General features: G+C 64.9%; 16 protein-coding genes and 2 tRNA genes. 14 read left to right on the forward strand and 4 right to left on the reverse strand.

Annotated features, from left to right (window positions below; genetic code table 11):
• Positions 1 to 210: 210 nt before the first annotated feature.
• The 5 genes from metG (at position 211) to PGP17_RS10265 (ending at position 5,599) form a co-directional block, all read left to right on the forward strand.
• A complete protein-coding gene (metG, locus tag PGP17_RS10245; RefSeq protein WP_270375254.1) occupies positions 211 to 1,923 on the forward strand; it encodes a methionine--tRNA ligase in 1,713 nt (570 codons plus the stop codon).
• 88 nt (positions 1,924 to 2,011) lie between these two features.
• Complete coding sequence (locus PGP17_RS10250) at positions 2,012 to 2,518, forward strand: hypothetical protein (protein ID WP_135945888.1); 507 nt, start codon at positions 2,012 to 2,014, stop codon at positions 2,516 to 2,518.
• Between the two features lie 70 nt (positions 2,519 to 2,588).
• Positions 2,589 to 3,929: an amidohydrolase gene (locus PGP17_RS10255; protein WP_270375255.1), complete on the forward strand. Its 1,341-nt coding sequence runs from the start codon at positions 2,589 to 2,591 to the stop codon at positions 3,927 to 3,929.
• On the forward strand, positions 3,926 to 4,354 hold the full coding sequence (locus PGP17_RS10260) for a RidA family protein (protein ID WP_270375256.1): 429 nt from the start codon (positions 3,926 to 3,928) through the stop codon (positions 4,352 to 4,354). Before PGP17_RS10255 ends, PGP17_RS10260 begins: the two co-directional genes overlap by 4 nt.
• Before the next feature lie 93 nt (positions 4,355 to 4,447).
• Positions 4,448 to 5,599, forward strand: coding sequence for a DUF819 family protein (locus tag PGP17_RS10265; protein WP_270375257.1), 1,152 nt, complete (start codon positions 4,448 to 4,450; stop codon positions 5,597 to 5,599).
• Here PGP17_RS10265 and PGP17_RS10270 read toward each other — a convergent pair.
• Together PGP17_RS10270 and PGP17_RS10275 are read right to left on the reverse strand one after the other, a co-directional pair.
• The gene (locus PGP17_RS10270) at positions 5,596 to 6,963 is read right to left on the reverse strand and encodes a sodium:solute symporter family transporter (RefSeq protein ID WP_270375258.1); all 1,368 of its coding nucleotides are present in this window, start codon (positions 6,961 to 6,963) and stop codon (positions 5,596 to 5,598) included. The two genes, PGP17_RS10265 and PGP17_RS10270, sit on opposite strands and share 4 nt — an antisense overlap.
• A gap of 7 nt (positions 6,964 to 6,970) precedes the next feature.
• Complete coding sequence (locus PGP17_RS10275; RefSeq protein ID WP_270375259.1) at positions 6,971 to 8,620, reverse strand: acyl-CoA dehydrogenase family protein; 1,650 nt, start codon at positions 8,618 to 8,620, stop codon at positions 6,971 to 6,973.
• 174 nt (positions 8,621 to 8,794) lie between these two features.
• Between PGP17_RS10275 and PGP17_RS10280 the strand changes: the two genes are divergently transcribed.
• Positions 8,795 to 9,775, forward strand: coding sequence for a GIN domain-containing protein (locus PGP17_RS10280; RefSeq protein WP_270375260.1), 981 nt, complete (start codon positions 8,795 to 8,797; stop codon positions 9,773 to 9,775).
• Between the two features lie 54 nt (positions 9,776 to 9,829).
• Here PGP17_RS10280 and rlmB read toward each other — a convergent pair whose 3' ends face one another.
• Positions 9,830 to 10,621 carry a 23S rRNA (guanosine(2251)-2'-O)-methyltransferase RlmB gene (gene rlmB / locus PGP17_RS10285; protein WP_135945882.1) on the reverse strand — a complete coding sequence of 264 codons (792 nt, stop codon included), beginning with the start codon at positions 10,619 to 10,621 and terminating at the stop codon, positions 9,830 to 9,832.
• Between the two features lie 112 nt (positions 10,622 to 10,733).
• Here rlmB and PGP17_RS10290 point away from each other — a divergent pair.
• The 3 genes from PGP17_RS10290 to PGP17_RS10300 all read left to right on the forward strand — a co-directional run bounded on the left by PGP17_RS10290 (position 10,734) and on the right by PGP17_RS10300 (position 11,646).
• Positions 10,734 to 10,819, forward strand: a tRNA-Tyr gene (locus PGP17_RS10290).
• 248 nt (positions 10,820 to 11,067) lie between these two features.
• On the forward strand, positions 11,068 to 11,493 hold the full coding sequence (locus PGP17_RS10295) for a DUF6491 family protein (RefSeq protein ID WP_270375261.1): 426 nt from the start codon (positions 11,068 to 11,070) through the stop codon (positions 11,491 to 11,493).
• 79 nt (positions 11,494 to 11,572) lie between these two features.
• Positions 11,573 to 11,646: transfer RNA gene (locus PGP17_RS10300), tRNA-Gly, on the forward strand.
• A gap of 217 nt (positions 11,647 to 11,863) precedes the next feature.
• On the opposite strand, the gene PGP17_RS10305 is transcribed toward PGP17_RS10300, so the two are convergent.
• Positions 11,864 to 12,439 carry a DUF7010 family protein gene (locus PGP17_RS10305; protein ID WP_135945880.1) on the reverse strand — a complete coding sequence of 192 codons (576 nt, stop codon included), beginning with the start codon at positions 12,437 to 12,439 and terminating at the stop codon, positions 11,864 to 11,866.
• 250 nt (positions 12,440 to 12,689) lie between these two features.
• Between PGP17_RS10305 and tuf the strand changes: the two genes are divergently transcribed.
• From tuf to PGP17_RS10330, 5 genes are all read left to right on the forward strand, one after another.
• Positions 12,690 to 13,865 (forward strand): elongation factor Tu, encoded by a 1,176-nt coding sequence (gene tuf / locus PGP17_RS10310; RefSeq protein ID WP_135945864.1) that lies wholly within the window; start codon positions 12,690 to 12,692, stop codon positions 13,863 to 13,865.
• A gap of 123 nt (positions 13,866 to 13,988) precedes the next feature.
• The gene (locus PGP17_RS10315) at positions 13,989 to 14,762 is read left to right on the forward strand and encodes a 2OG-Fe(II) oxygenase (RefSeq protein WP_270375262.1); all 774 of its coding nucleotides are present in this window, start codon (positions 13,989 to 13,991) and stop codon (positions 14,760 to 14,762) included.
• A 1-nt stretch (position 14,763) separates the two neighbouring features.
• Positions 14,764 to 16,839, forward strand: a complete 2,076-nt coding sequence (locus PGP17_RS10320; RefSeq protein ID WP_270375263.1) for a tetratricopeptide repeat-containing sulfotransferase family protein — start codon at positions 14,764 to 14,766, stop codon at positions 16,837 to 16,839.
• Entirely contained in the window at positions 16,836 to 18,626 is a 1,791-nt protein-coding gene (locus PGP17_RS10325) for a tetratricopeptide repeat protein (RefSeq protein ID WP_270375264.1), read from the forward strand. Before PGP17_RS10320 ends, PGP17_RS10325 begins: the two co-directional genes overlap by 4 nt.
• Before the next feature lie 195 nt (positions 18,627 to 18,821).
• Positions 18,822 to 21,674 carry a TonB-dependent receptor plug domain-containing protein gene (locus PGP17_RS10330; RefSeq protein ID WP_270375265.1) on the forward strand — a complete coding sequence of 951 codons (2,853 nt, stop codon included), beginning with the start codon at positions 18,822 to 18,824 and terminating at the stop codon, positions 21,672 to 21,674.
• Positions 21,675 to 21,697 lie beyond the last annotated feature (23 nt).

Below are 21,697 nucleotides of genomic sequence, written 5' to 3' on the forward strand. Positions count from 1 at the left end.
CCCGGCTGTTTGAAGACTGCTCACCATCGACCGCGCCGGCGTCCTGCTTCCGACCGATCGCAAGCCTCCCGATCCCCCGGGCCGCTGCCAAAATGCGCCCTGGCTATTTTCCTGACCTCGTGTGACCGCTATGTCTGCGCCTCGCACCGCACCCGCTTCAGCGATCCCGGGCCGGCGGTCAGCACTCTCGAGATTGGACGGTTATCGATAATGCCCCGCATTCTGGTTACGAGCGCCTTGCCTTACATCAATGGTATCAAACACCTGGGCAATCTTGCCGGGTCGATGCTGCCCGCTGATGTCTATGCGCGCTTCGAACGCATGCGCGGCCATGATGTCCTGGCGATCTGTGCGACCGACGAGCACGGCACCCCGGCCGAGCTGGCCGCGGCCGCGGCCGGCCAGGACGTGCGCACCTATTGCGACGAACAGCACGAGATCCAGAAGGCGCTTGGCGAGCGCTTCGGTCTGGCCTGGGATTATTTCGGCCGCACGTCGAGCCCGCAGAATGCCGAACTGACGCAGCATTTCGCGCGCGTGCTCGAAGACAAGGGCCTGATCGAAGAGGTCGTCGAGAAGCAGATCTATTCCATCGACGATGGCCGCTTCCTGCCCGACCGCTACGTCCAGGGCACGTGCCCGACGTGCAAGCATGAAAAGGCGCGCGGCGATCAGTGCGATAATTGCGGCCGGCTGCTGGACCCGGTCGACCTGATCGATCCCTATTCGGCGATTTCGGGATCGAAAAACCTCGAAGTGCGCGATACCCGCCACCTGCGCCTGCTCCAGACCCGGATGGAGAACCGTCTGCGCAGCTGGGTGGACGCGGCGGACGGCTGGCCCTCGCTCGCCAAGTCCATCGCCTACAAATGGCTCGACGAGGGGTTGCGCGACCGGACCATCACCCGGGACCTGTCCTGGGGCGTGCCGGTGGTCCGCGAGGGCCAGGCGCGTGAGGGCTTCGAGGACAAGGTCTTCTATGTCTGGTTCGATGCGCCCGTCGGCTATATCGGCGCGACCGTGGAATGGGCCGACAAGACGGGGGGCGACTGGCAATCGTGGTGGCGCACCGACGAGGGCGCGGGCGACGTCACCTATGTGCAATTCATGGGCAAGGACAATGTCGCCTTCCACACGGTGTCTTTCCCCGCCACGATCCTGGGGTCGGACGAGCCCTGGAAGACGGTGGACCGGCTCAAGGCCTTCAACTGGCTGACCTGGTATGGCGGCAAGTTCTCCACGAGCGAGAAGCGCGGCGTCTTCATGGACCAGGCCATCGACCTGCTGCCCGCCGACTACTGGCGCTGGTATCTGACCGCCGGGGCGCCCGAAGGCGGCGACGCGCAGTTTACCTGGGAGCATTTCCAGTCGGTGGTGAACAAGGACCTGGCCGACGTTCTGGGCAATTTCGTCAACCGCATCCTGCGTTTCGGAAATTCGCGCTTTGACGGCGAGATTCCGGCCGGCGGCGAGCCGGGCGAGGCCGAGAGCTGGCTGTATGAAGAAGTCGATGCCCGTCTGAAGACCATTGCCGAGCACTACCAGGCGATGGAGTTCCGCAAGGCGATGGCCGAGACACGTGCCCTGTGGGCGGCAGGGAATGAATATCTGACCCGCGCCGAACCGTGGAGCCATTTCAAGACCGACCGCGAACGCGCAGCGCTGGGCGTGCGCACGGGCATCAATCTGTGCCGCCTGTTCGCACTGGTGGCTCACCCGGTCATTCCCTTTACCGCCGACAAGATCATGGCGGCTCTGGGCCTGTCCGGCGAAGGCTTCGACTGGCCCGAGGCGAGCGCGCAGGAGATTCTCACCGCGCTGCCGCCGGGAGGCGCCTTCACCCCGCCCGACGTGCTGTTCGCCAAGATCGAGGATGACGCGGTGGCCGAGTGGAGCGAGCGGTTCGGCGGCGGGCAGGAGTGATCGGATTGCGGGGCGGGCGGTTAGGCGTTCCTAAACCTTGAGGCGTGAAAGATGCGCCTTTGCAATGGGTTTGAAGTCCGGACCAGGCATGAGTGACACGGAGACGACATTGGGGGAGGGCGCGCTGGGCGCGGATGTGCTGGCCAAGGCCAACATCAATCCGGAGACCGGCCTGGCGACCGACTACCTCAACCATTTCAACGAAGTGGTGATGCTCATGGACATGTTGCCCGACATGCCCGATTGCGCTGAGGATGTGCTCGATTGGGCCCCGTGCGACTATGTCGAGCATTTCCAGCGTTCGACTTTTGCGGCCAAGGAGCTCGCCATCCTGGCTTACGGCGCCGCACCGCGGGCGCTGCGCGCGCACCTGGAAACCATCATCCTGCAGATCGACAGCGAGGTCGCCCGCGCTCAGTCCATGCTGGAAGGCGGCGCCGATTCCGAGACATGCGCGACAGTCGCCCGCATGGCCAACGAGGATATCCGCCCGCTGATCGGGGCGGCGTCCGGCGCCATTCACGGCAAGATGGACGACGCGGACGAAGCCGAAGAATCCTCCGCCCAGGCCGATATTGACGCGATGTTCGGCTAGGCTGCCATTGACCTTCCCCCCGGCGCACGCTGCAATGGGCGTCAATCAGAGACACCGGGGAGTTCCTTCTATGCGCCGTCTACTCATCGCCGCCGCCTCAGCCACCGCGCTCTGCGCGCCCGCTTTCGCGCAAACCGACGATCTGTCGAGCGCGGTAAGCGCCGACTATGACGCCTACCTGGAAGGCCTCTACCAGCACTTCCACGCCAATCCCGAACTCTCCATGGTCGAGACCGAGACCGCAGCCCGCCTGGCCGAGGAACTGCGCCAGGCCGGCGTCGACGTCACCGAGGGTGTGGGTGCGCCCGGCCTGGTCGGGGTTCTGGAGAATGGCGACGGCCCGACCGTGCTGCTGCGTGCGGACATGGACGGCCTGCCGATGGAGGAGGACACGCCGCTCGACTTCGCCTCCGAGGCCACACAGGAAGACCGTAACGGCAACGTGTTCCCGGTCATGCATGCCTGCGCGCACGACACGCACATGACGGCGCTGGTCGGTGCGGCCCGCTGGTTCTCGAACAATCGCGATGCGTGGTCGGGCAAGCTGATCCTGATCGGCCAGCCGGGCGAGGAGATCGGCCTGGGCTCTCACGCCATGCTGGAGGACGGGCTCTACGAGCGCTTCGGCACGCCGGATGCCGTGGTCAGCTTCCATACCTGGGGATATGTCCCGGCTGGCGAGATCACCTTCGTTTCCGAATACGCGATGGCCAATGTGGACAGCGTCGACATCACCGTGCGCGGGATTGGCGCGCACGGCGCCAGCCCGCAGAACGGGGTCGATCCGATCGTGCTGGCCAGCCAGATCGTGACCAATCTCCAGACCCTGGTGAGCCGGGAGATTTCGCCGTTCGATACCGGCGTCGTGACGGTGGGGGCCTTCAATGCGGGGACCAAGCACAACATCATCCCCGACAGTGCGCATCTCCAGCTGACGGTACGCAGCTATGAGCCCTCCGTGCGTCAGACGCTGCTGGACGGCATCGAGCGGATCGCCATGGCTCAGGCCCGGGCGGCAGGCCTGCCCGACGATCTGATGCCGATCGTCGAAACCGAGGATATCTACACGCCGGCGCTGTACAACGATCCGGCGCTGACCCAGCAATCGGTCGGCGCGCTGCGCGCCCGCTTCGGCGAGGAGAATGTGCGCTCGACCCAGCCGGTAACCGGCGGCGAGGACTTTGCCCGCTACGGCATGACCGAGGCGGGTGTGCCCATCTTCATGTTCTGGGTCGGCGGACAGCCGCGGGATGTGTGGGACGAATACATGGCTCGCGGTGAAGTGCCGCCGGCCAATCACTCGCCCTTCTTCTACCCCGACGCGGAAACCTCCATCACCATGGCCACCGAAGGCATGGCCGCGATCGCGCTGGATATCTTCGAGAATGGTGTGCAGCGGGGCGCCGAGTGAATACGCCCGAACGTGGCGGGATACGGCGCATCCCGTCCGGTGCTCCGTGGGAGGACCGCGTCGGGTATTGCCGGGCGGTCGTCCACGGCGATCAGGTCTGGGTCGCCGGCACGGTGTCCGTCGGACGCACCGGCCATGTTCACGCGCCCGGCGATGTCGGAGCCCAGGCTGAACGCTGCCTGGAGATCATCGCCGACGCCCTGACCCAGGCCGGTACCGATACCGCCCACGTGGTGCGCACGCGCATGTTCGTAACCGACATGAGCGTGCAGACACAGGCGGCCGTGGGTGCCGCTCACCTGGCGGTGTTCGGCGCGCACAGGCCGGCAAGCACCATGATCGGCGTGGCCGCTCTGGCCGCACCCGACTACCTGGTCGAGATCGAGGCCGATGCGGTATTACCCGCAAGGGTTCCGAGCGCATGAGTCCGGCTTGACTGCCTTGCGGCCCGCTCGCCGTGGCTTATGTCTGCCCGACGCAAGACGCGCGAGACAGATACGACAGAAAGGATGGCTCCGATGGAGGGTGTAGAGGCCTCGTCCCTGATCCCGGCCGGAAACAACATCGCCGTGATGGCCGCGCTCTTCACCATCGCCGGCATCGGCTTTCTGCTGGAGAAGACGCGGATCGGCGCACTGCTGACCGGAACGGTCTGGACGATCCTGCTTGCCATTCTCGCCTCGAACCTGCGCATCCTGCCCTTCGACGCGGCGGCGTACGATTTTGTCTTCGCGTATTTTGTGCCCATCCTGATTCCGCTCTTTCTGATGAAGGCGGATCTGCGCCGGATCATCTTCGAGACCACGCGCATCAGCGCGGCCTTCCTGATCTGCTCGGTCGCGACGGTGGCAGGCGCGTTGCTGGCCGGGCTGTTGCTCGATCTGGGCGAGCTGGAAGCCGCGATCACCGGATCGCTGACAGCCAGCTATATCGGCGGATCAGTCAATTTCGGGCCGCTGGTCGAGCAGACAGGCCTCGCCGCGAACGAACCGGCGCTCGTCTCGGCCATCGTCGCGGCAGACCATCTGGCCAGCGCCACCTATCTGGCGATCCTGGCCATCCTGCCCGGCATCGCCTGGCTTGCCCGGCGCTTCGTGACGCGCGACCACACGACTGGCACGGTCGCGGAGACCGGCGAAACGAGCGCAAATGCGGCCACGCCTCTGAGCCTGGGCCTGACGCTCACTTTCGCGCTGCTCGTCGTGGCAATCGCCGATTTCATCACGCAGGCCATCGGCATTCCGGGCCTTCGCTACGTGCTCATCACGGTCCTGGCGGTCGCGCCGGCAACGCTTCTGCCGCGCCAGATGGCAAGGCTTCATGGCGGGTTCGAGCTGGGCGTGGTGCTCGCCTTCGTCTTCTTCGGCGCGATCGCTGCCGGTGCAAACGTCGCCGACATGATCTCGCAGGCCCCGATGATCATGGCCTTCATCGCGATGCTGATCGCCATCCACGCGGTGATCATGCTGGCTGTCGGCTCGATCGCCCGCCTGTCCCTGCCGGAGATGATCATCGCGTCGAACGCCGCCATTCTGGGCGCGACGACCGCGCCTGCGCTGGCGGCGGCCAAGGGCTGGAAGGATCTGGTCACGCCCGGCGTGCTTGCGGGCGTGCTCGGCTATGTGATCGGCACCCCAATCGCGCTCGGTATCTACTGGCTCGTGGGTTAGGCACGGGCGGGCCTGGCGAACGCGAGACCAGCGGCAGCATAGCCGAGCCCCGCCATGGCGATCGACAACATGAATGCGCCTGGTAGGTCCAGCGCATAGTCGGCAATCCAGATGGTGGACAGACCGGCAGCTAGCGCGCCGAGCGCTGCCACCTCTCCGCCAAACCGTGTGCGCAGGCCTATGAGCAGGCTGACCAGGAGACCTGCCGAGCCAAGCGAGGATGCAATCTCGACCAGCCCGTAAATCGTCTCGCCGCTGGTCGCCACCACGTAGGCGCAAAGGCCTGCCACCACGGTCAGCCCCCGTGCGGCGAGCAGCTTCTCCTGCGCATTCGCCTGCGGCCGAAAGCGGGCGTAGACATTTTCTGTCGAGAGCGCGGCAACCGCTAGAAGCGCGGAATCCACGGTGGAGAGTACCGCAGAGAAAAGCGAGCCCACGAAGACGACAAAGAGCGCGTCGGGCAGCAACTGCCTGGCCATGTTGGGCAGAAAGAGATCGCCTTGGGCGGGGTCGAAGCCCAGATTAGGCGCCACCATTCCGAAGATGAGCGGGATGAAGCCGACCACCAGATAGGCGCTGCCGGCGATCAGACCGCCGCGCACGGCGATTCGGGCCGTCCGCGCGCCGAGGAAGCGCGCAATCATCTCTTGCGCAACGATCGACCCCAGAACCGGGATGGCGAACGCGTCGAGCCGAGCAATCCAGCTTTCGCCTTCGGGGACCAGAACCAGCTGTTCAGGTCGGATCAGGGCAAGGCCTTCGCCGATACCGCCCGCCCGCCCGATAAGCAGGACTAGCAGCACCACGAGTCCCGCAAGCACCACGACGCTTTGAACCATGTCGGTAATGACATCGCCCAACAGTCCGCCCAGCAGGGTGTAGACAATGACCAATCCGGTCGCGCCGATCAGCGTGAGGCCGATTGGCAGGCCCGCGACGACCGACAAGATGGACGCCAGCGCCAGAAGCTGGGCTGCGGCCCAGACGACGGAGGTCGGAATGGAAACGAATGCTGCAGCGATTTCGGCGCGCGGACCGAACCGGTCGCGGAAGAAGTCGGCAAGCGTCATGTAGCCGCGCGCCCTCAACTGTCCGGCGACCAGAAGCGCGGCAAGGATCAGGCAGAGGGCGTAACCGATTGGCTCGGCGCGAGCCCCGGCAATGCCCTCATTGGCAATCGTGGCAGTCGATCCGATCACGGTTTCACCGCCAAACCAGGTCGCGAACACCGAAATTCCGACTGCGAACAGCCCCAGGCGGCGTCCGGCTACGAGATAGTCAGCATCGCCTGCGACCCGGCGCGACGCCCAGTAAGCGATGGCGAGCTGTAGCAGAACGTAGCCCGCGAGGGCTGCCAGCATCATGGAGGGATCACACGGTCAGCCGCGCCCGGCCGATCAGCGTGTCGCTGTCGATCCGGGCCGATCCCGCGCCCAGCATGATGGCGCTCTCTTCTATCCGCCGGCCGATAAAGGCCTCCGCGACGGGGTCGAGCCCCGCCCGGATGAGGCTCGCCGCGGTCAAGGCGAGCGCGGCATGTTCCGCAAAGCGGCGCGCATCGGCTTCGCCCACACCGGTTTCCACCATGCGGGAAAGGTCGCGAATGCGCGCGTCCAGGGCAGGGTGGCGGCCGGTCACGCTGGAAAGCTCGCGGGCAAGTGCGTCGCGGGCGGCGGTGTCGCGGGAGAGGGCGCGCAGCACGTCCAGCGCGATGACATTGCCGGACCCCTCCCAGATCGCATTGAGCGGGCTCTGGCGGAACATGCGTGGCAAGGGGTGTTCCTCGACATAGCCTGCGCCGCCATGGGCCTCCATCGCTTCATAGACGAGATAGGGTGCGCGCTTGCAGATCCAGTATTTGGCCAGGGGTGTCAGGACGCGGGCCAGCGCGGCCTCGTGCTCGTCCTCTCCGGCCCGGTCAAAGCTTTCCGAAACCCGGAAGGCGAGCGCGATCACGCCATCGGCCTCCATCGAGAGCTCGGCGAGGACTTCGCGCATCAGCGGCTGATCGACCAGGCGCCGCTGGAAGGCATTGCGCCGGTCGCTGTGCCAGACCGCGGCGGCCGCGGCCTGGCGGATCAGTCCGGCCGACCCGGCCAGGCAATCGAGGCGGGTGTGGTTGACCATTTCGATGATGGTGCGGACGCCGCGCCCCGGTTCGCCGACGCGCCGCGCCCAGGCGGCCTTGTATTCGATCTCGGAGGAAGCGTTCGACTTGTCGCCGAGCTTGTCCTTCAGGCGCTGAATCTCGATCGTGTTGCGCGTGCCGTCCGGGCGCCAGCGTGGCACCAGAAAGCAGGACAGCGCCTCTTCTCCCTCAAGATAGGCCAGTGTCAGGAAGGCGTCGCTCATCGGCGCCGAGCAGAACCATTTATGTCCCGTCAACTCCACTTCGTCGCCGCCGATCGGGCGCGCCTGCGTGGTGTTGGCCCGCACATCCGACCCGCCCTGCTTCTCGGTCATCGCCATGCCCAGGGTCAGGCCGGACTTTTCGTTTGCGGGCAGGAAGCGGGGATCGTAGGCCCCGGCCGTCGCGCCCTTGATCCAGTCGCCGGCCCAGTTGGCGTGGCGCAGTGCAGGCACGCAGGCATAGGTCATCGACATCGGGCAGCACACGCCGGTATCGGCATCGCCCATGAGCATCAGCAGGGCGGCATGCAGGCTGTGTCCGCCCTGATCGACCGTCCAGGCCGCGCTCGACACGCCGTGCGACAGGCCGAGCTCCATCAGATTGTGATAGTCGGGATGAAACTCGACCTCGTCCAGGCGCTGGCCGAACCGGTCAAAGGGCTTGAACACGGGCGGGTTCGCATTGGCGCGGACCGCCCAGTCCTGAACCTCCTGCGACCCGATGCGCGCGCCGAACCCGGACAGCCGTTCGGCATGGACCTTCGCACCGGTCCGCCCGATCGCTTCGCGCACCATCACATCGTCGCTGAAGGCGTTATAGCCTGTCATCGGTTCGGACTGGTTGAACACCTCGTGGGTGGAAAGCTCGGTGCGCGGTTTGAAATGGGTCATGGACGGGTTTCCCGGACTTCGTGTGGGCCAGGCCAGTGACGGCTCAGACCGTGAATGGACAAGGTTTAACGTGTCACGGCGAGCGTATGCGAACAGTATTCAGCCCTATAACACCATAATAGCACAGACCTTCAGTGCAGAAGGGTGTGCAACAGACGTTCGAAAGGTTGAACAATGATCCTGACTACGCTCCTCGCCGCTTCGGCCCTGCAGTCGACCGGCCCCGTCGTTCGCATTGAAGATTTCGTGGGCGAGATCACCGTTAGTGAAGGCGCTTCTCTTTCCGCGCGCCTGGCACGCCGCGGCGCTGGACCCGAGCCAGGCTTTTCCGAGCGTGCCGACGGGTTGCATGTCGATGGCGGTCAGGACACCCGGCGCTGGCAGTGCCGCTCCGGCCTGACGGGCACGACACGGCTGGGGCCGCGCGGCGGAGAGCGCCTGGCCTTCTCCGAATATCCTCACATCGAGATCACGGTACCTGCCGGAACCACGCTGGTGGTCGGCGACAGCATCTTTGAGGGCCGGGCCGGAAATCTCGGCGGACTGGATCTCAGCGCGTCGAGCTGTGGTGATTTCGCGGCCGGCCACATATCCGGCGACGCCGATATCGCGCTTGCCGGCTCGATGGACATCCAGGTTGGCGATGTGGCCGGGACCGCCGAGGTCTCGGTAAGCGGTTCAGGCGATGTCGATCTGGAGGACGTGAACGCGCTGTCGATCCGGCTTGCCGGTTCGGGGGACATCACCGCGGACGAGGTGCGCACGCTTGATATCAGCCTCGCCGGATCTGGCGACATCGAGGTCGATCGCGTGATGAACGGGTCGACCGTACGCATCGCCGGCTCCGGAGATGTCGAGATCGGCCAGGCCGGCGCGCTGACCGTTTCGGTGAATGGCAGCGGCGATTTCGAAGCCGGCCGTGCGGATGGCGCGTTCGATCTGACCTCGAACGGCAGCGGCTCGATCGACATCGGCGGCGGGACGGCCAGCAGCTTCGAAGCACGCACCAGCGGCTCTGGCGATATTGTGTTTGACGGGCACGCCAGCGACCCGCAGGTCCGCCTCTCCGGCGGGGGCGATATTGTCGTGGATTCGACCTCCGGCGATGCCCGGATCAACCGCACCGGCGGTGGCCGCTTCGTCATCCGCGACTGATGCAGGGACAGGCTCGCGCGTCTGGCCGCCGGCCGGCCGCGCGAGCTTCCCACCCTACTGCGGATACAGCTTGGGATTATAGCGGGAGGCCTCGTAGAGCGCGACGGCGGCAGCCGTCGAGACATTGAGGCTTTCCGCCTTGTCGCTCATGGGAATGCGCACCAGCGCATCGCAGTGATCGGCCACGCGCGGACGCAATCCCTTGTCCTCGGCGCCCAGCACCAGGACCAGTCCCGGCCCGGCCGCCTCGCGCACCGCATCGGCGAGGCTGAGGCTGGCTTCCCCGGCGAGTCCCAGGACGGTCCGTCCCGCATCGCGCAGCTCGTCCAGAGCGTCGGCGATGTTCACCACGCGCACATGGTCGATGGATTCAGCCGTCCCCACGGCCGACTTGCAGACCGTGCTGAACAGGGGCGGGGACTTGCGGTCCTGCAGGATGACCGCGCGCGCGCCAAAGGCGGCCGCGGAGCGGAAGATCGCGCCGACATTGTGCGGATCGGTAATCTGGTCGAGCACGACCAGCACGCCGTGCGTCGGGTCGGCGACCGATTTCAGCGAGGCAGGATCAAGTGCCTTCGCCCGCGCGGCGAAGCCTTGATGGACCGCGCCTTCGGGCAGGCGCCGGGCAATCGAATCGGGGTGCTCTTCGGTGAAAGGCGTCCCGTCCGCCAGATCGCGCGCGCCATTCTTTGACACGTACAGCTCGAGGATCTGCCGGCGCGGGTTTGCGACCGCTGCCAGAACCGCGTGACGGCCCCAGATCCAGCCTTCTTCGATCTCGGTTATCTTGCCTGCAGAACGTGCTGCATCGGGCTTTTTCGGGGTGTTGCGCCGCTCATGGGCCATCAGTATAGTCCGCGCTCCAAATCGGGGAGCCGCCTCGTTAGGACGGTCAGCGGTCGAACGCAACACCGTTCAGCGGGGCGGTTTTTTGAGCTGGACCACCCGGTGGTATTTTGGAGGGGTGGGAGAGTGGTTAAATCCAGCAGACTGTAAATCTGCCCGCTTCGGCGTACGCTGGTTCGAATCCAGCCCCCTCCACCATTTCCCGTCACGCACCAGCCCGCCTTTCTCGCGCTTCGAAGGACCGGCCTGGTCGCGCTTCCGCTCGGCGCGGCGACCCAGGGCGCCGACCTCGTGCAAACACATCTGTGTGGCCGCCCGGACGTCTTTCCCTGTTCACCCCTCCGATGGCATTCAAAGCGAACGTAAAAATTCGCATCTCCCGGAACCCGGGCGGCATCAGGCTCGTTGCGAAGCCGATTCGACCAACTGTTCGAGGAGCCGAATTCATGATCCGCAAGTTCTCGATTCTTCTTGCCGGCACAGCAGTGGGACTCACGGCGGCAGCGTGCGAAACCGCGGCGACCGACGAGCCCGACGGTGTTGCCCGCTTCGCTGATGACCCGCGTCTGGGAGAGCGTGCCGACCGCATCTGCTTTACCAGCCAGATCGACGGTTTCGGCCAGGCGACCGACCGAACCATTGTCGTTGAGGCCGGCGTCAACGAACATTATCTCATCGAGACATTCGGCTACTGCCCCAATCTCGACTGGGCGCAATCCATTCGGTTCGATGCGTTCTCGTCCTGCCTGACGCGCGGGGACTCCCTCATTCCCTACGAAACGCTGTTCGCGTCCGATTACTCCGGTCTGGCGGCGCCGCGGGCCTGCCTGATCAGTTCCATCCACGAATGGAATCCGGATGCCGGCGGGTAGGGGCCTCGATCTGCACCCGGTCTACCTGTGAGGCTTGCTTCGCGCGGCAAAGATCGCCAATAAGAAACGAGCGCCTTTCGCGGGTGTAGTTCAATGGTAGAACGGCAGCCTTCCAAGCTGCATACGCGGGTTCGATTCCCGCCACCCGCTCCAGCCTCTTGCGGTAAGCGCTTGTCCCAAAAACATTCTGCGGATGCCTTGGCCCGGACACGCGGCGCCGCGTTGTCCACGCTCTGCGATGTCAGGCCTAGGCTGCGCGCGCTACCACGCGGAGACGGCCATGACGGCCCAGCCTCCTTTCCGAACACGTGCGAGTTCGGCCCCTAGCGGACAGGCGGCGGATTCTGTGGCGAGCGCCGCGCCGTCAAATTCAGGCCGGCGCGCTTCCGGTTTTGGTGCGGGCGTTCAGCTCGATGACAAAGCCGGCAATCGAAATCGCGTAGACGAGAGCGACGAAGGCGGAAATGGCCGTCGCCTGGTTTTCCGTGTCAGGCAGGAGAAGGAAGAGCGCCGTCACGCCGCCGACCCGGATCAGCGTATGCATCAGACCAACCGGGCTGGCATACATCCAGCCGACCACAGCCCAGATTCCGATCGTGGACATACCAAGCGCGAGCGGGAAGAGCGCTGGCGCTTCGAGCATCAGCGCCACCGTGACCGGCCAGTGGAGATTTGCCGCGATCACCGCCGGCAAAAGCACGCCGTTCAGCGGAGATTTTGTCTTGAAGAAGGGCGCCTTGAGTGGCGCCTGCAGCGCCATCGCAATCGGGAAGATCGCCCCCAGCGCATAGGCGCACAGCAGCATCCAGCTGGCGTAATCGACAAAGACCGAGGCGATAGCCAAAGCCGTGAAGACCACAAGGCCCGCCACCGGCATGGGCAGGCCCGCGCGGTTGGCGGCGAACAGGCGGCGGCGTTCTGCATCGAGTGCAGTCTGATCAAGCATGCGCGGGTTCCACGGTTAACAGGTTAGGGCCACAAAGTGAATTAGCGAGCGGTGCCCTGTCTATGTCAAGGATTCGGCGTTCATCGTTTGGCTTTTTCGACGCGGAGCGAGATAGCGACCGAGGCGGGCGTATGAGCCTACCGCCACACCCTCTTGCCTTTCGCGTCGGCGGGCGCTATCCCGCGCGCTCAGTTTCGCGGTGCGGTCCTCGCGCCGTTTACGTTCCATCCCATCATGAAGGTTGAGCGAGATGGCTAAGGAAAAGTTTGCACGCACGAAGCCGCACGCGAACATCGGCACGATTGGTCACGTTGACCATGGCAAGACGACGCTGACGGCGGCGATTACGAAGTATTTCGGCGATTTTCGCGCCTATGACCAGATTGACGGTGCGCCCGAAGAGAAGGCGCGCGGGATCACGATCTCGACGGCTCACGTCGAGTACGAGACCGAGGGTCGTCACTACGCGCACGTCGATTGCCCGGGCCACGCCGACTACGTGAAGAACATGATCACGGGTGCGGCGCAGATGGACGGCGCGATCCTGGTGGTGAACGCGGCCGACGGCCCGATGCCGCAGACGCGCGAGCACATCCTGCTGGCGCGCCAGGTTGGCGTTCCGGCTCTGGTGGTGTTCCTGAACAAGGTTGACCAGGTCGACGACGAAGAGCTGCTCGAGCTGGTCGAGATGGAAGTGCGCGAGCTTCTGTCCTCGTACGATTTCCCGGGCGACGACATTCCGATCGTGGCCGGCTCTGCGCTGGCGGCGATGGAAGGGCGTGATCCCGAGATCGGCGAGAACAAGATCCGCGAGCTGATGGCGGCTGTGGATGAGTTCATCCCGACCCCGGAACGCCCGATCGACCGCGAGTTCCTGATGCCGATCGAGGACGTGTTCTCGATCTCGGGCCGGGGCACGGTTGTGACCGGTCGTATCGAGCGCGGCATCGTGAAAGTGGGCGACGAGATCGAGATCGTGGGTATCCGCGACACGGTCAAGACGACGTGCACGGGCGTTGAGATGTTCCGCAAGCTGCTCGACCAGGGCCAGGCGGGCGACAATGTGGGTCTTCTGCTGCGCGGTATCGACCGCGAGGGCGTGGAGCGCGGCCAGGTGCTGTGCAAGCCCGGCTCGATCAAGCCGCACAAGAAGTTCGAGGCCGAGGCCTACATCCTGACGAAGGAAGAGGGCGGGCGTCACACGCCGTTCTTCTCCAACTATCGTCCGCAATTCTACTTCCGCACGACGGACGTGACCGGCGTGGTGACCTTGAAAGAGGGCACCGAGATGGTGATGCCGGGCGACAATGTGGAAGTGAATGTCGAGCTGATCCAGCCGATCGCGATGGAAGAGAAGCTGCGCTTCGCCATCCGTGAAGGCGGTCGTACGGTCGGCGCCGGCGTGGTGTCCAAGATCATCGAGTAAATCGCGCCGCCTCACCAGGCGACACGATCGAACCAGGGCGGCTGTCACATGGCAGCCGCCCTTTTTCTTTGCGATGAGCGGGATAGACTGCGCCGGACACCAGACTGGCGGGGCGACTTTAGCATGGCGCGAGACATCGAACTGAGGCTCAATCCGGACCTCGATCCGGCACCGTTTGCGGAGGCTTACGCCCGCGACAAGCTCGTGCGCATTCCCGAGATTTTCGCTGAAGAGACTGCGGCGGCGATCGAAGAAGTCCTGATGCGAACCCTGAGCTGGCGGCTGGTCTTTCCAGAGCCGTCTTCCGAGCCGGGCGGGCGCGAGCAGGTCGCCATGCTCACCCAGGACGATATCGCGCGGCTCGGGCGCGAGGGGATGGCCCGGCGAATGCAGGGTGTGCTGACCCGGGCGAGCCAGAACTATGGCTATCTCTATCACGCCTATCCGATGATCCAGGCCTATACGAGCGGGTGGGATTCCGGCCATCCGGTCCACCAGATCACCGAATTTCTCAATTCGCCGGAATTTCTCGAATTCGGGCGGGAGGTGATCGGCGCCAGCGTGATCACCAAGGCCGACGCCCAGGCCACGCTCTATGCACGGGGCAATTTCCTGACCCGTCATACCGATGAAGGCCATGACCGCGAGCGCCGGGCGGCCTACACGCTGGGCTTTACCCGCAGCTGGGAGCCGGACTGGGGCGGAATGCTTGCCTTTTTCGATGACGAGCTCAATGTGAGCCGGGCCTTTCTGCCCCGGTTCAACATGTTGTCGCTCTTTGACGGGACGGTCATGCATTCGGTGGGTACGGTGACCCAGTTCGCGGCGGCCGGACGCTACCAGATTACCGGGTGGCTGCGTGATGATCCGCCGGCGTCCGCCTCGGCAGGAGGCTGAGATGACGGATCTGGAAAAAGCGCACGAACGCCGGCTGGCCGGCGATCTCGATACGGCTGAAACCTATTGCCAGAAAGTGCTGGCGGGAGCCCCCGAAACCGCCGAAGCGCTCAGCCTGCTGGCTGTCTGCCGGGCCGAACGCGGGGCGGTCGATGCGGCCCAGGCGCCCATCGAGCAGGCGAGAAACCTTGCGCCTGACAGCGCGATCGTCGCGATGCATCTTTCGGTCGTGAAGGAGGCTTCCGGCCTGATCGACGAGGCCATGGAGGCGGCCCGCGAGGCGACCTCGCTGGGGCCGGACCGGTTCGAGACATGGGGACGCCGAGGCGACTTGGCCGGGCGGCTGGAGCAGTTTGAAGAGGCTGAAGACGCGCTGGCCCACTGCCTCGAGCTCAAACCTGATCACGCCGGTGTTGCGCTCCGGCTCGCAGGCGCCCGCCTGGTGCTGGAGGATTTCGCCGGTGCGTCCGCCGCACTCGACCAGATCGGACCTCAGGCAGACGACCTGCCGGAGGCCCTGCAGATTCGCGTGGCCATCTCTCATCGCAATGGCGACTGGCGCCGGATGCAGGCTTATGCCGAGCGTCTCCTCACACTCATGCCGGACGATCCGGATATGACCGGCGCTCTGGCTTACGCTCTGGGCCAGCAAGGTTACTACAACAAGGCGAGCCGGATCTTCCGGCCCGTGCTCGATGCGGAGCCGGACAATGCGCGCCACTGGGCCGCGCTCGGACGGCTGCGCCTCGGCGCCCGGTCCGTGGACGAGGCGCGCGAGTGCTTTTCAAAGGCACTTGAAATCGAGCCGGACAATCCGGACGCCAATTTCGGGATGGCGCGCCTGCTCACCTTCACCGGCGACATGCAAGACGCAGAGGCCTATTGCCGGCGAACGCTGGAGGCCGATCCCGATCATCTGGAAGCGTTCGGTCAGCTCTGCGAAGTGTCTTCCGGGCGAATCAGTGACGAAGAACTCGAACGCCTCGAAACCCTGCTGGAGGAAGACAGCCGGCCTGCCGATCAGCAAGCCATCGGCCTCTTCGCGCTGGGTGACATCTACCACGCCAGAAAGCGGCCCGATGACGCTTTCGATTCCTGGTCGCGGGCCAACGAGGCCAAGCAGTCGCTGATCAGCGAGACCCGCCCGGGGTATGATGCGCAAGCACAGGCTTCCGGTACACAGCGCCTGATGTCGGCCTTCCCGGCACCGGTCGAGCCGGCTACCGCGTACGACCGCAAGACCATGCCCCTCTTCATCGTGGGCATGCCGCGATCGGGCACCACTTTGCTGGAAACCGCCATCTCCGCTCACAGCGAAGTCTCCGCGGCCGGGGAGCTGCCGGCAATGCCATTCATCATCCAGGAGATGCTCGCCTGGATGCGCAAGACGGGCTGGAAAGGCGGGAAGCTTCCGGCTGAGCGTCTGGAAGCGTGGCGCCAGACTTATATCGGTCAGTACGACAGCTTCGATATTCCTCCCGCACGCTTCGTTACGGACAAGCAGCCCTCGAACTTCCTCGCGGTCGGTCTGATCGCGCAGCTCTTCCCCGAAGCGCCGATCATTCACATCCGGCGCAACGCTGTGGAGACGGGGTTCTCGATCTTCCGGCGCAATTTCACGGCGCAGTGGCCCTTCGCGAACGATCTTGAGGATATCGCCCACTATTACGGCCAGTACGCGCAGATCATGCGCCATTGGGACCGGGCATTGCCGGACCGGGTGAATTTCGTGCAGTACGAAGACCTGATCGATTCCTTCGAACCGGAACTGCGGCGGTTGCTCGACGGGTGCGGGCTCGATTTCGAACAGCAGTGCGTCGACTATCATACGGTCGACCGCACCGTGATGACCTTCAGCGCGACCCAGGTGCGCAAGGGGCCGACCGCGAGCCACAAGCGCGGCAGCGCGGCTTACGAACACAGGCTGGAGCCCCTGCGCGACGGACTGCGCGCCAACGGCATCGTCGCGGAAACCGGTGCTCTAGCCGGTGAGGGCGCAGGCATTGAGCCGGTCAGCGCTCGATCGTCCGGTGACAGCGCGCGCCGGCCATTCTGGAAGCGGCTGCTCGGCTCATGAATGCTGGCGTGCATACCCAGGCTGTGACCCTTCTGCGAACCGGGGACATCGCCGGTGCGCTCCGTCTGATCGACCGTCATCTGTCCGATCATGACCGGGATGCGGAAGCCTGGCACCTCAAGGCCATGGCTCTGGGCCAGGCCGGACGTCTCGACGAGGCCGAGCTGGCCTTTCACAAGGCCGCGGCGCTGCACGCGCAGCCTGGGATTATTCTGACCAATCTGGGCAACGCACTCTGGCGCGCGGGCCGAACCGAATCCGCGTTGGCCGCCTATGAGTCGGCGTCCCGCAAGGCGCCGGGCCACGGGCCGGCGAGCCTCGGCGCCGGACTGGCTTATCTTGCGCTCGAACGCCTGGACGAGGCGACGCGTGCCCTAGAGGCGGCCCGCGACCGAATGCCCGGCCAGGCTGCGCCGCTCAGCGCACTTGGACGGCTGTACGCAAAGGCGGGCAGGGACGATCTGGCCCTCGAACAGTTCAACGCGGCGCTCGCTGTGAATCCGCGCGCTGCACCGACGCTGCTCAACCGGAGTGCACTCTTGCGCAAGCTCGGGCGACTCGACGCGGCGCTCGCGGATGCCAGGCTGGCGATCCAATTACAGCCGGGCTCGCCCGATGCCCATCTTCAGCTCGCCCACGGGCTACGCCGGGCGGGTCGGACCGACGAGGCGCACGGCGCGTTCATGGGTGCGGTGCAACGCGCACCGTTGCGCGGCGATATTCACGAGGATGCTGCCAATTTCCTGTGGGAGCAGGGCGCGGCGGATCGCTTCACGGACGCGCTGGACCAGGTGCTCTCTCGGCAGCCTGACGCGGGCCTCCTGACGCTGAAGGCCCGCATGTGCCTGCGCGCCGGACTCCTGGAGCCCGCGCTGGCGGCAGCCGAGCAAGCGGTGGAGTTGGCGCCGGAGTCTGCAGGCGCGTTGAGCGTTCGCGCGACATTGCGCCGCCATGCGGGCCAGACAGACCTCGCCGAGGAGGACTTCAAGGCCGCATTATCGTGCAGCGAGGCGACTGTGGACACGCGCCACGAGTACGCGGAACTCCTGCTCTCCGCGCACAGGTTCGAAGACGCGGCCACGCTGCTTGAGGACGAGGTGCCCGATTCCTCGCTTCAACGTCATGTGGCGCTCAAGACCCTCACCTGGCGGGCGCTTGGCGATTCTCGCTATCGCGACCTCTACGATTACGAGACGCTGACCAGAGCGATGACGATCGAGACGCCGGAAGGCTTTGAGTCGCTTGAGGCGTTCAATGCGGCACTGGCCGATTCGATTCGGCGTCTGCACACGTCCAGCACGCATCCGCTCGATCAGACTCTCTATGGCGGAACGCAGAGCGAAGGTCGGTTGTGGGATGTCGACGACCCCGTCATCCAGGCGCTCGCGGGCGCGCTTCAGAAAGCGGCCGAGGCTTACGTATCCGCGCTTCCCGACGACCCGGCACACCCCTTCCTGAAGCTGAAATCCGAGCGGCTTCGCCTCACCGGCGCGTGGTCTGTGATTCTGCGGTCCGGGGGCGGGCATGTCGATCATTTCCACCCGGCGGGGTGGATCAGCGCCAGCTACTACGTGCATGTGCCCGACACCGTGATGTCGGGGCAGAAATCTGGGTGGCTCCGGCTGGGGGGCTCCGGGGTCACAGGCCTCGACCTTCCGGCGGAGCATTACGTGCGGCCCGAACCGGGACTTGCCGTATTCTTCCCGTCCTACATGTGGCACGGGGTGGAAGCCTTTGAAGCGACAGACGAACGCATCACGGCTCCCTTCGATCTGGTGCCAGCCTGAGCGCGCTATGTGACGAATTTGTCACGAGTTGATCCATTTCCCCGCATGGCCGCCTTGCGTGATTGACGGGGCAGTGAGCGCGAACATACGGTCAGCCTGTCGGAATGCCGCGAGGGTATTTCACAGAGCTATCGTGCCGTTTCGGGAAGGGGTCCCGTCTGCGTCACGACTTGTTGCCTGTTTTGGGGAGTTACTATGAGCACGAAAAAGGCTTTTGCCACCAAGCTGCTTTGCACGACCATGTTGTCGGGCCTGGCGCTTTCCGGTGCCACCGCGGTCGCGCAAGACGCGCCTGCGGCTGCAGCGGAAGACGTCATCCAGGTCACCGGTACGCGCATTCAGCGCACCGACACGGTCGCGCCGAGCCCGATCACCTCGGTCGACGCCGAGCTGTTCGAGCTGAACAACGTCGTCAACACCGAAGACCTTCTGAACACTCTGCCGCAGCTGATCCCGGCCTTCGACGCCACGTCGAACAACCCGGGTAACGGCACCGCGACGGTCAGCCTTCGCGGCTTGGGCACCACGCGTACCCTGGTTCTCGTGGACGGCACCCGCTTCGTCGGTTCCGGCGCAGCTCAGGTCGTCGACCTGAACAACATCCCGGCCGCGCTCGTCGAGCGCGTCGACGTCGTGACCGGCGGCGCCTCGGCCGTTTACGGTTCTGACGCCGTTGCCGGTGTTGTGAACTTCATCATGCGTGACGACTTCGAAGGCGTTGAAGTCAGCGCTTCGCATGAGTTCTCCACCAACGAAGGCGATGCGGCGATCACCGACGTCAGCGTCACGCTCGGCGGCAACTTCGACGGCGGCCGCGGTAACGCGGTTGTGTCCTACGGCTACACCCACCGTGAAGCCGTGTTCCAGGCGTCGCGCGAATTCTCCGAGACGGCATTCTGGAGCCCGGGTCCGGGCACCGATCCGTACATTCCGGGTGGTTCGTCCAGCATCCCGCAGACCTGGGTCCGTCCCGCCGCGGGCAACTACTTCGACACGAACCCGGTTGATGGCAGCGGTGACCCGTACTTCCTGATGACCCAGCCCGGCGGCGCGATCGCCGAGCGTCAGGTGTACAACTACGCCCCGACCAACTACCTGCAGCTCCCGCAAGAGCGCCACATGATCTCCACGTTCGGCACGTACGAGCTGAACAGCAACATGGAGCTCTATGTTCGCGGCATCTACTCGAACAACGTTGTGGACTCCCAGCTGGCCCCGACCCCGACGGGTACGCTCGGTCTGACTGTGAACCTCGACAACCCGCTGCTCTCCACCGAGCTGCGTAACCTGTTCACCAACGACACGAGCTCGAACAACGGCGACGGCACGGCGGACATCCGCATTGCCCGCCGGATGGAAGAGATCGGCACGCGTAACAACCTGCGTGACACCAATACCTTCCAGGGTGTGTTCGGCGTTCGCGGCGACATCAACGACGACTGGTCGTACGACGCGTTCTACAACTACTCCCGTTCGTCGGTCGCTCAGATCCTGTCCGGCAACATCTCGGTGTCTGCCTTCCAGGAAGCGATCCTCTGCGACGGTGGCCCGACGGCGATTGCCAGCGGCTGTACTGCCCCGGCTCTCGACATCTGGAATGGCGCCGGCTCGGTGTCTCCGGAAGCTGCCGAATACGTGTCGCGCACCGGTGCCCAGATCGACGTGATCGAGGCGACCCAGGCTGTGGCCGCGGTCTCCGGCAATCTGTCGAACATGGCGTCTCCGATGGCCGACGTCGCTCCGGCGGTCGTGCTGGGTCTCGAGTATCGTGAGAGCTCTGCCTCGATCCGTCCTGACTCCGTGCTGGGCCCGGACGTTCGTGGCTTCAACCAGTCGCTGCCGATCGAAGGCTCGTTCGACGTGACCGAGTTCTTCGCGGAAGTTGACATTCCGCTCATCACCGGCCGCCCCGGCATTGAAAGCCTGGGTGTCACCGCCGCATTCCGTGCGTCTGACTACTCCACGGTTGGCGATGTCCAGACCTACGCCGTCGGCGCGGGCTGGGAACCGGTCGACTCCCTGCGTTTCCGTACGCAGTACAACCGCGCGGTTCGTGCGCCGAACGTGGGCGATCTCTTCGCTCCGCTGACCAACGGCTTCCCGGGTGCAGCTGACCCGTGCTCCAGCGGCCTTGGCAGCTTCGGTGCTGAAACGATCGTCGCCAACTGCGTCGCGACGGGTGTTCCCGCCGCTTCTGTCGGCACGCCGTTCCAGTCGAACGCCCAGATCGAGTCGCTTTTCGGCGGCAACCCGAACGTCTCCGAAGAAGTGGCCGACACCTTCACCATTGGTGCTGTGTGGCAGCCGACCTTCCTCGCCGGCGCAACGGTTCAGCTCGACTACTACAAGATCGAGATCGAAGACGCGATCGCGACCCCGAGCCTGCAAAACCTGTTGGACGAGTGCTACATTCAGGACATCTCGTCCTCGTGTGACTTCTTCACGGGCGCTCGTAACCCGAGCACCGGTGAGATCGCCAACCCGTTCTTCCCGGAACTGTCCTCGGCCAACCTCGCGATTCTCGAAGCCGAAGGCGTCGACCTTCGCGTCGATTACCTCTGGGATGCCGATCAGATGGGCCTGCCTGCTGATCTTGGCTCGTTCGGCCTGAACTACTACGCGACCTACACGCTGAGCAACGGCTACCAGAACTCGCCGTCCGCTGGCTTCGTGGCTTGCGAAGGCAAATTCGGCGCGCAGTGCGGCGAGCCGACGCCTGAGTACAAGCACGTCGTGCAGGGCAGCTGGTACTGGGGTGCTCTGACCACGTCCGTGCGTTGGCGCCGGATCGGTTCGGTTGATCTGGAAGAATCCTTCCGTCCGTTCGTGAGCGATCGCGAACTGCAGATCGACGCGACCGATTACTTCGACGTCACCTTCGGTTACGACGTGACCGAAGCGGCACGCCTCAGCGTTGGTATCCAGAACGTGTTCGACGAAGAGCCGCCGGTTCTGACCTCGACCTCGTCTGAGCAGGCCAACACCTACCCGGCGACGTACGACCCGTTCGGTCGTCGCCTGTTCCTGGGCGCCAACCTGCGCTTCTAGGATCTTAGGTAGTCTGTAAAGAG

Origin of the sequence: Marinicauda sp. Alg238-R41 (assembly GCF_947331485.1) — a bacterium.
Taxonomy (GTDB): Bacteria; Pseudomonadota; Alphaproteobacteria; order Caulobacterales; family Maricaulaceae; genus Marinicauda; species Marinicauda pacifica.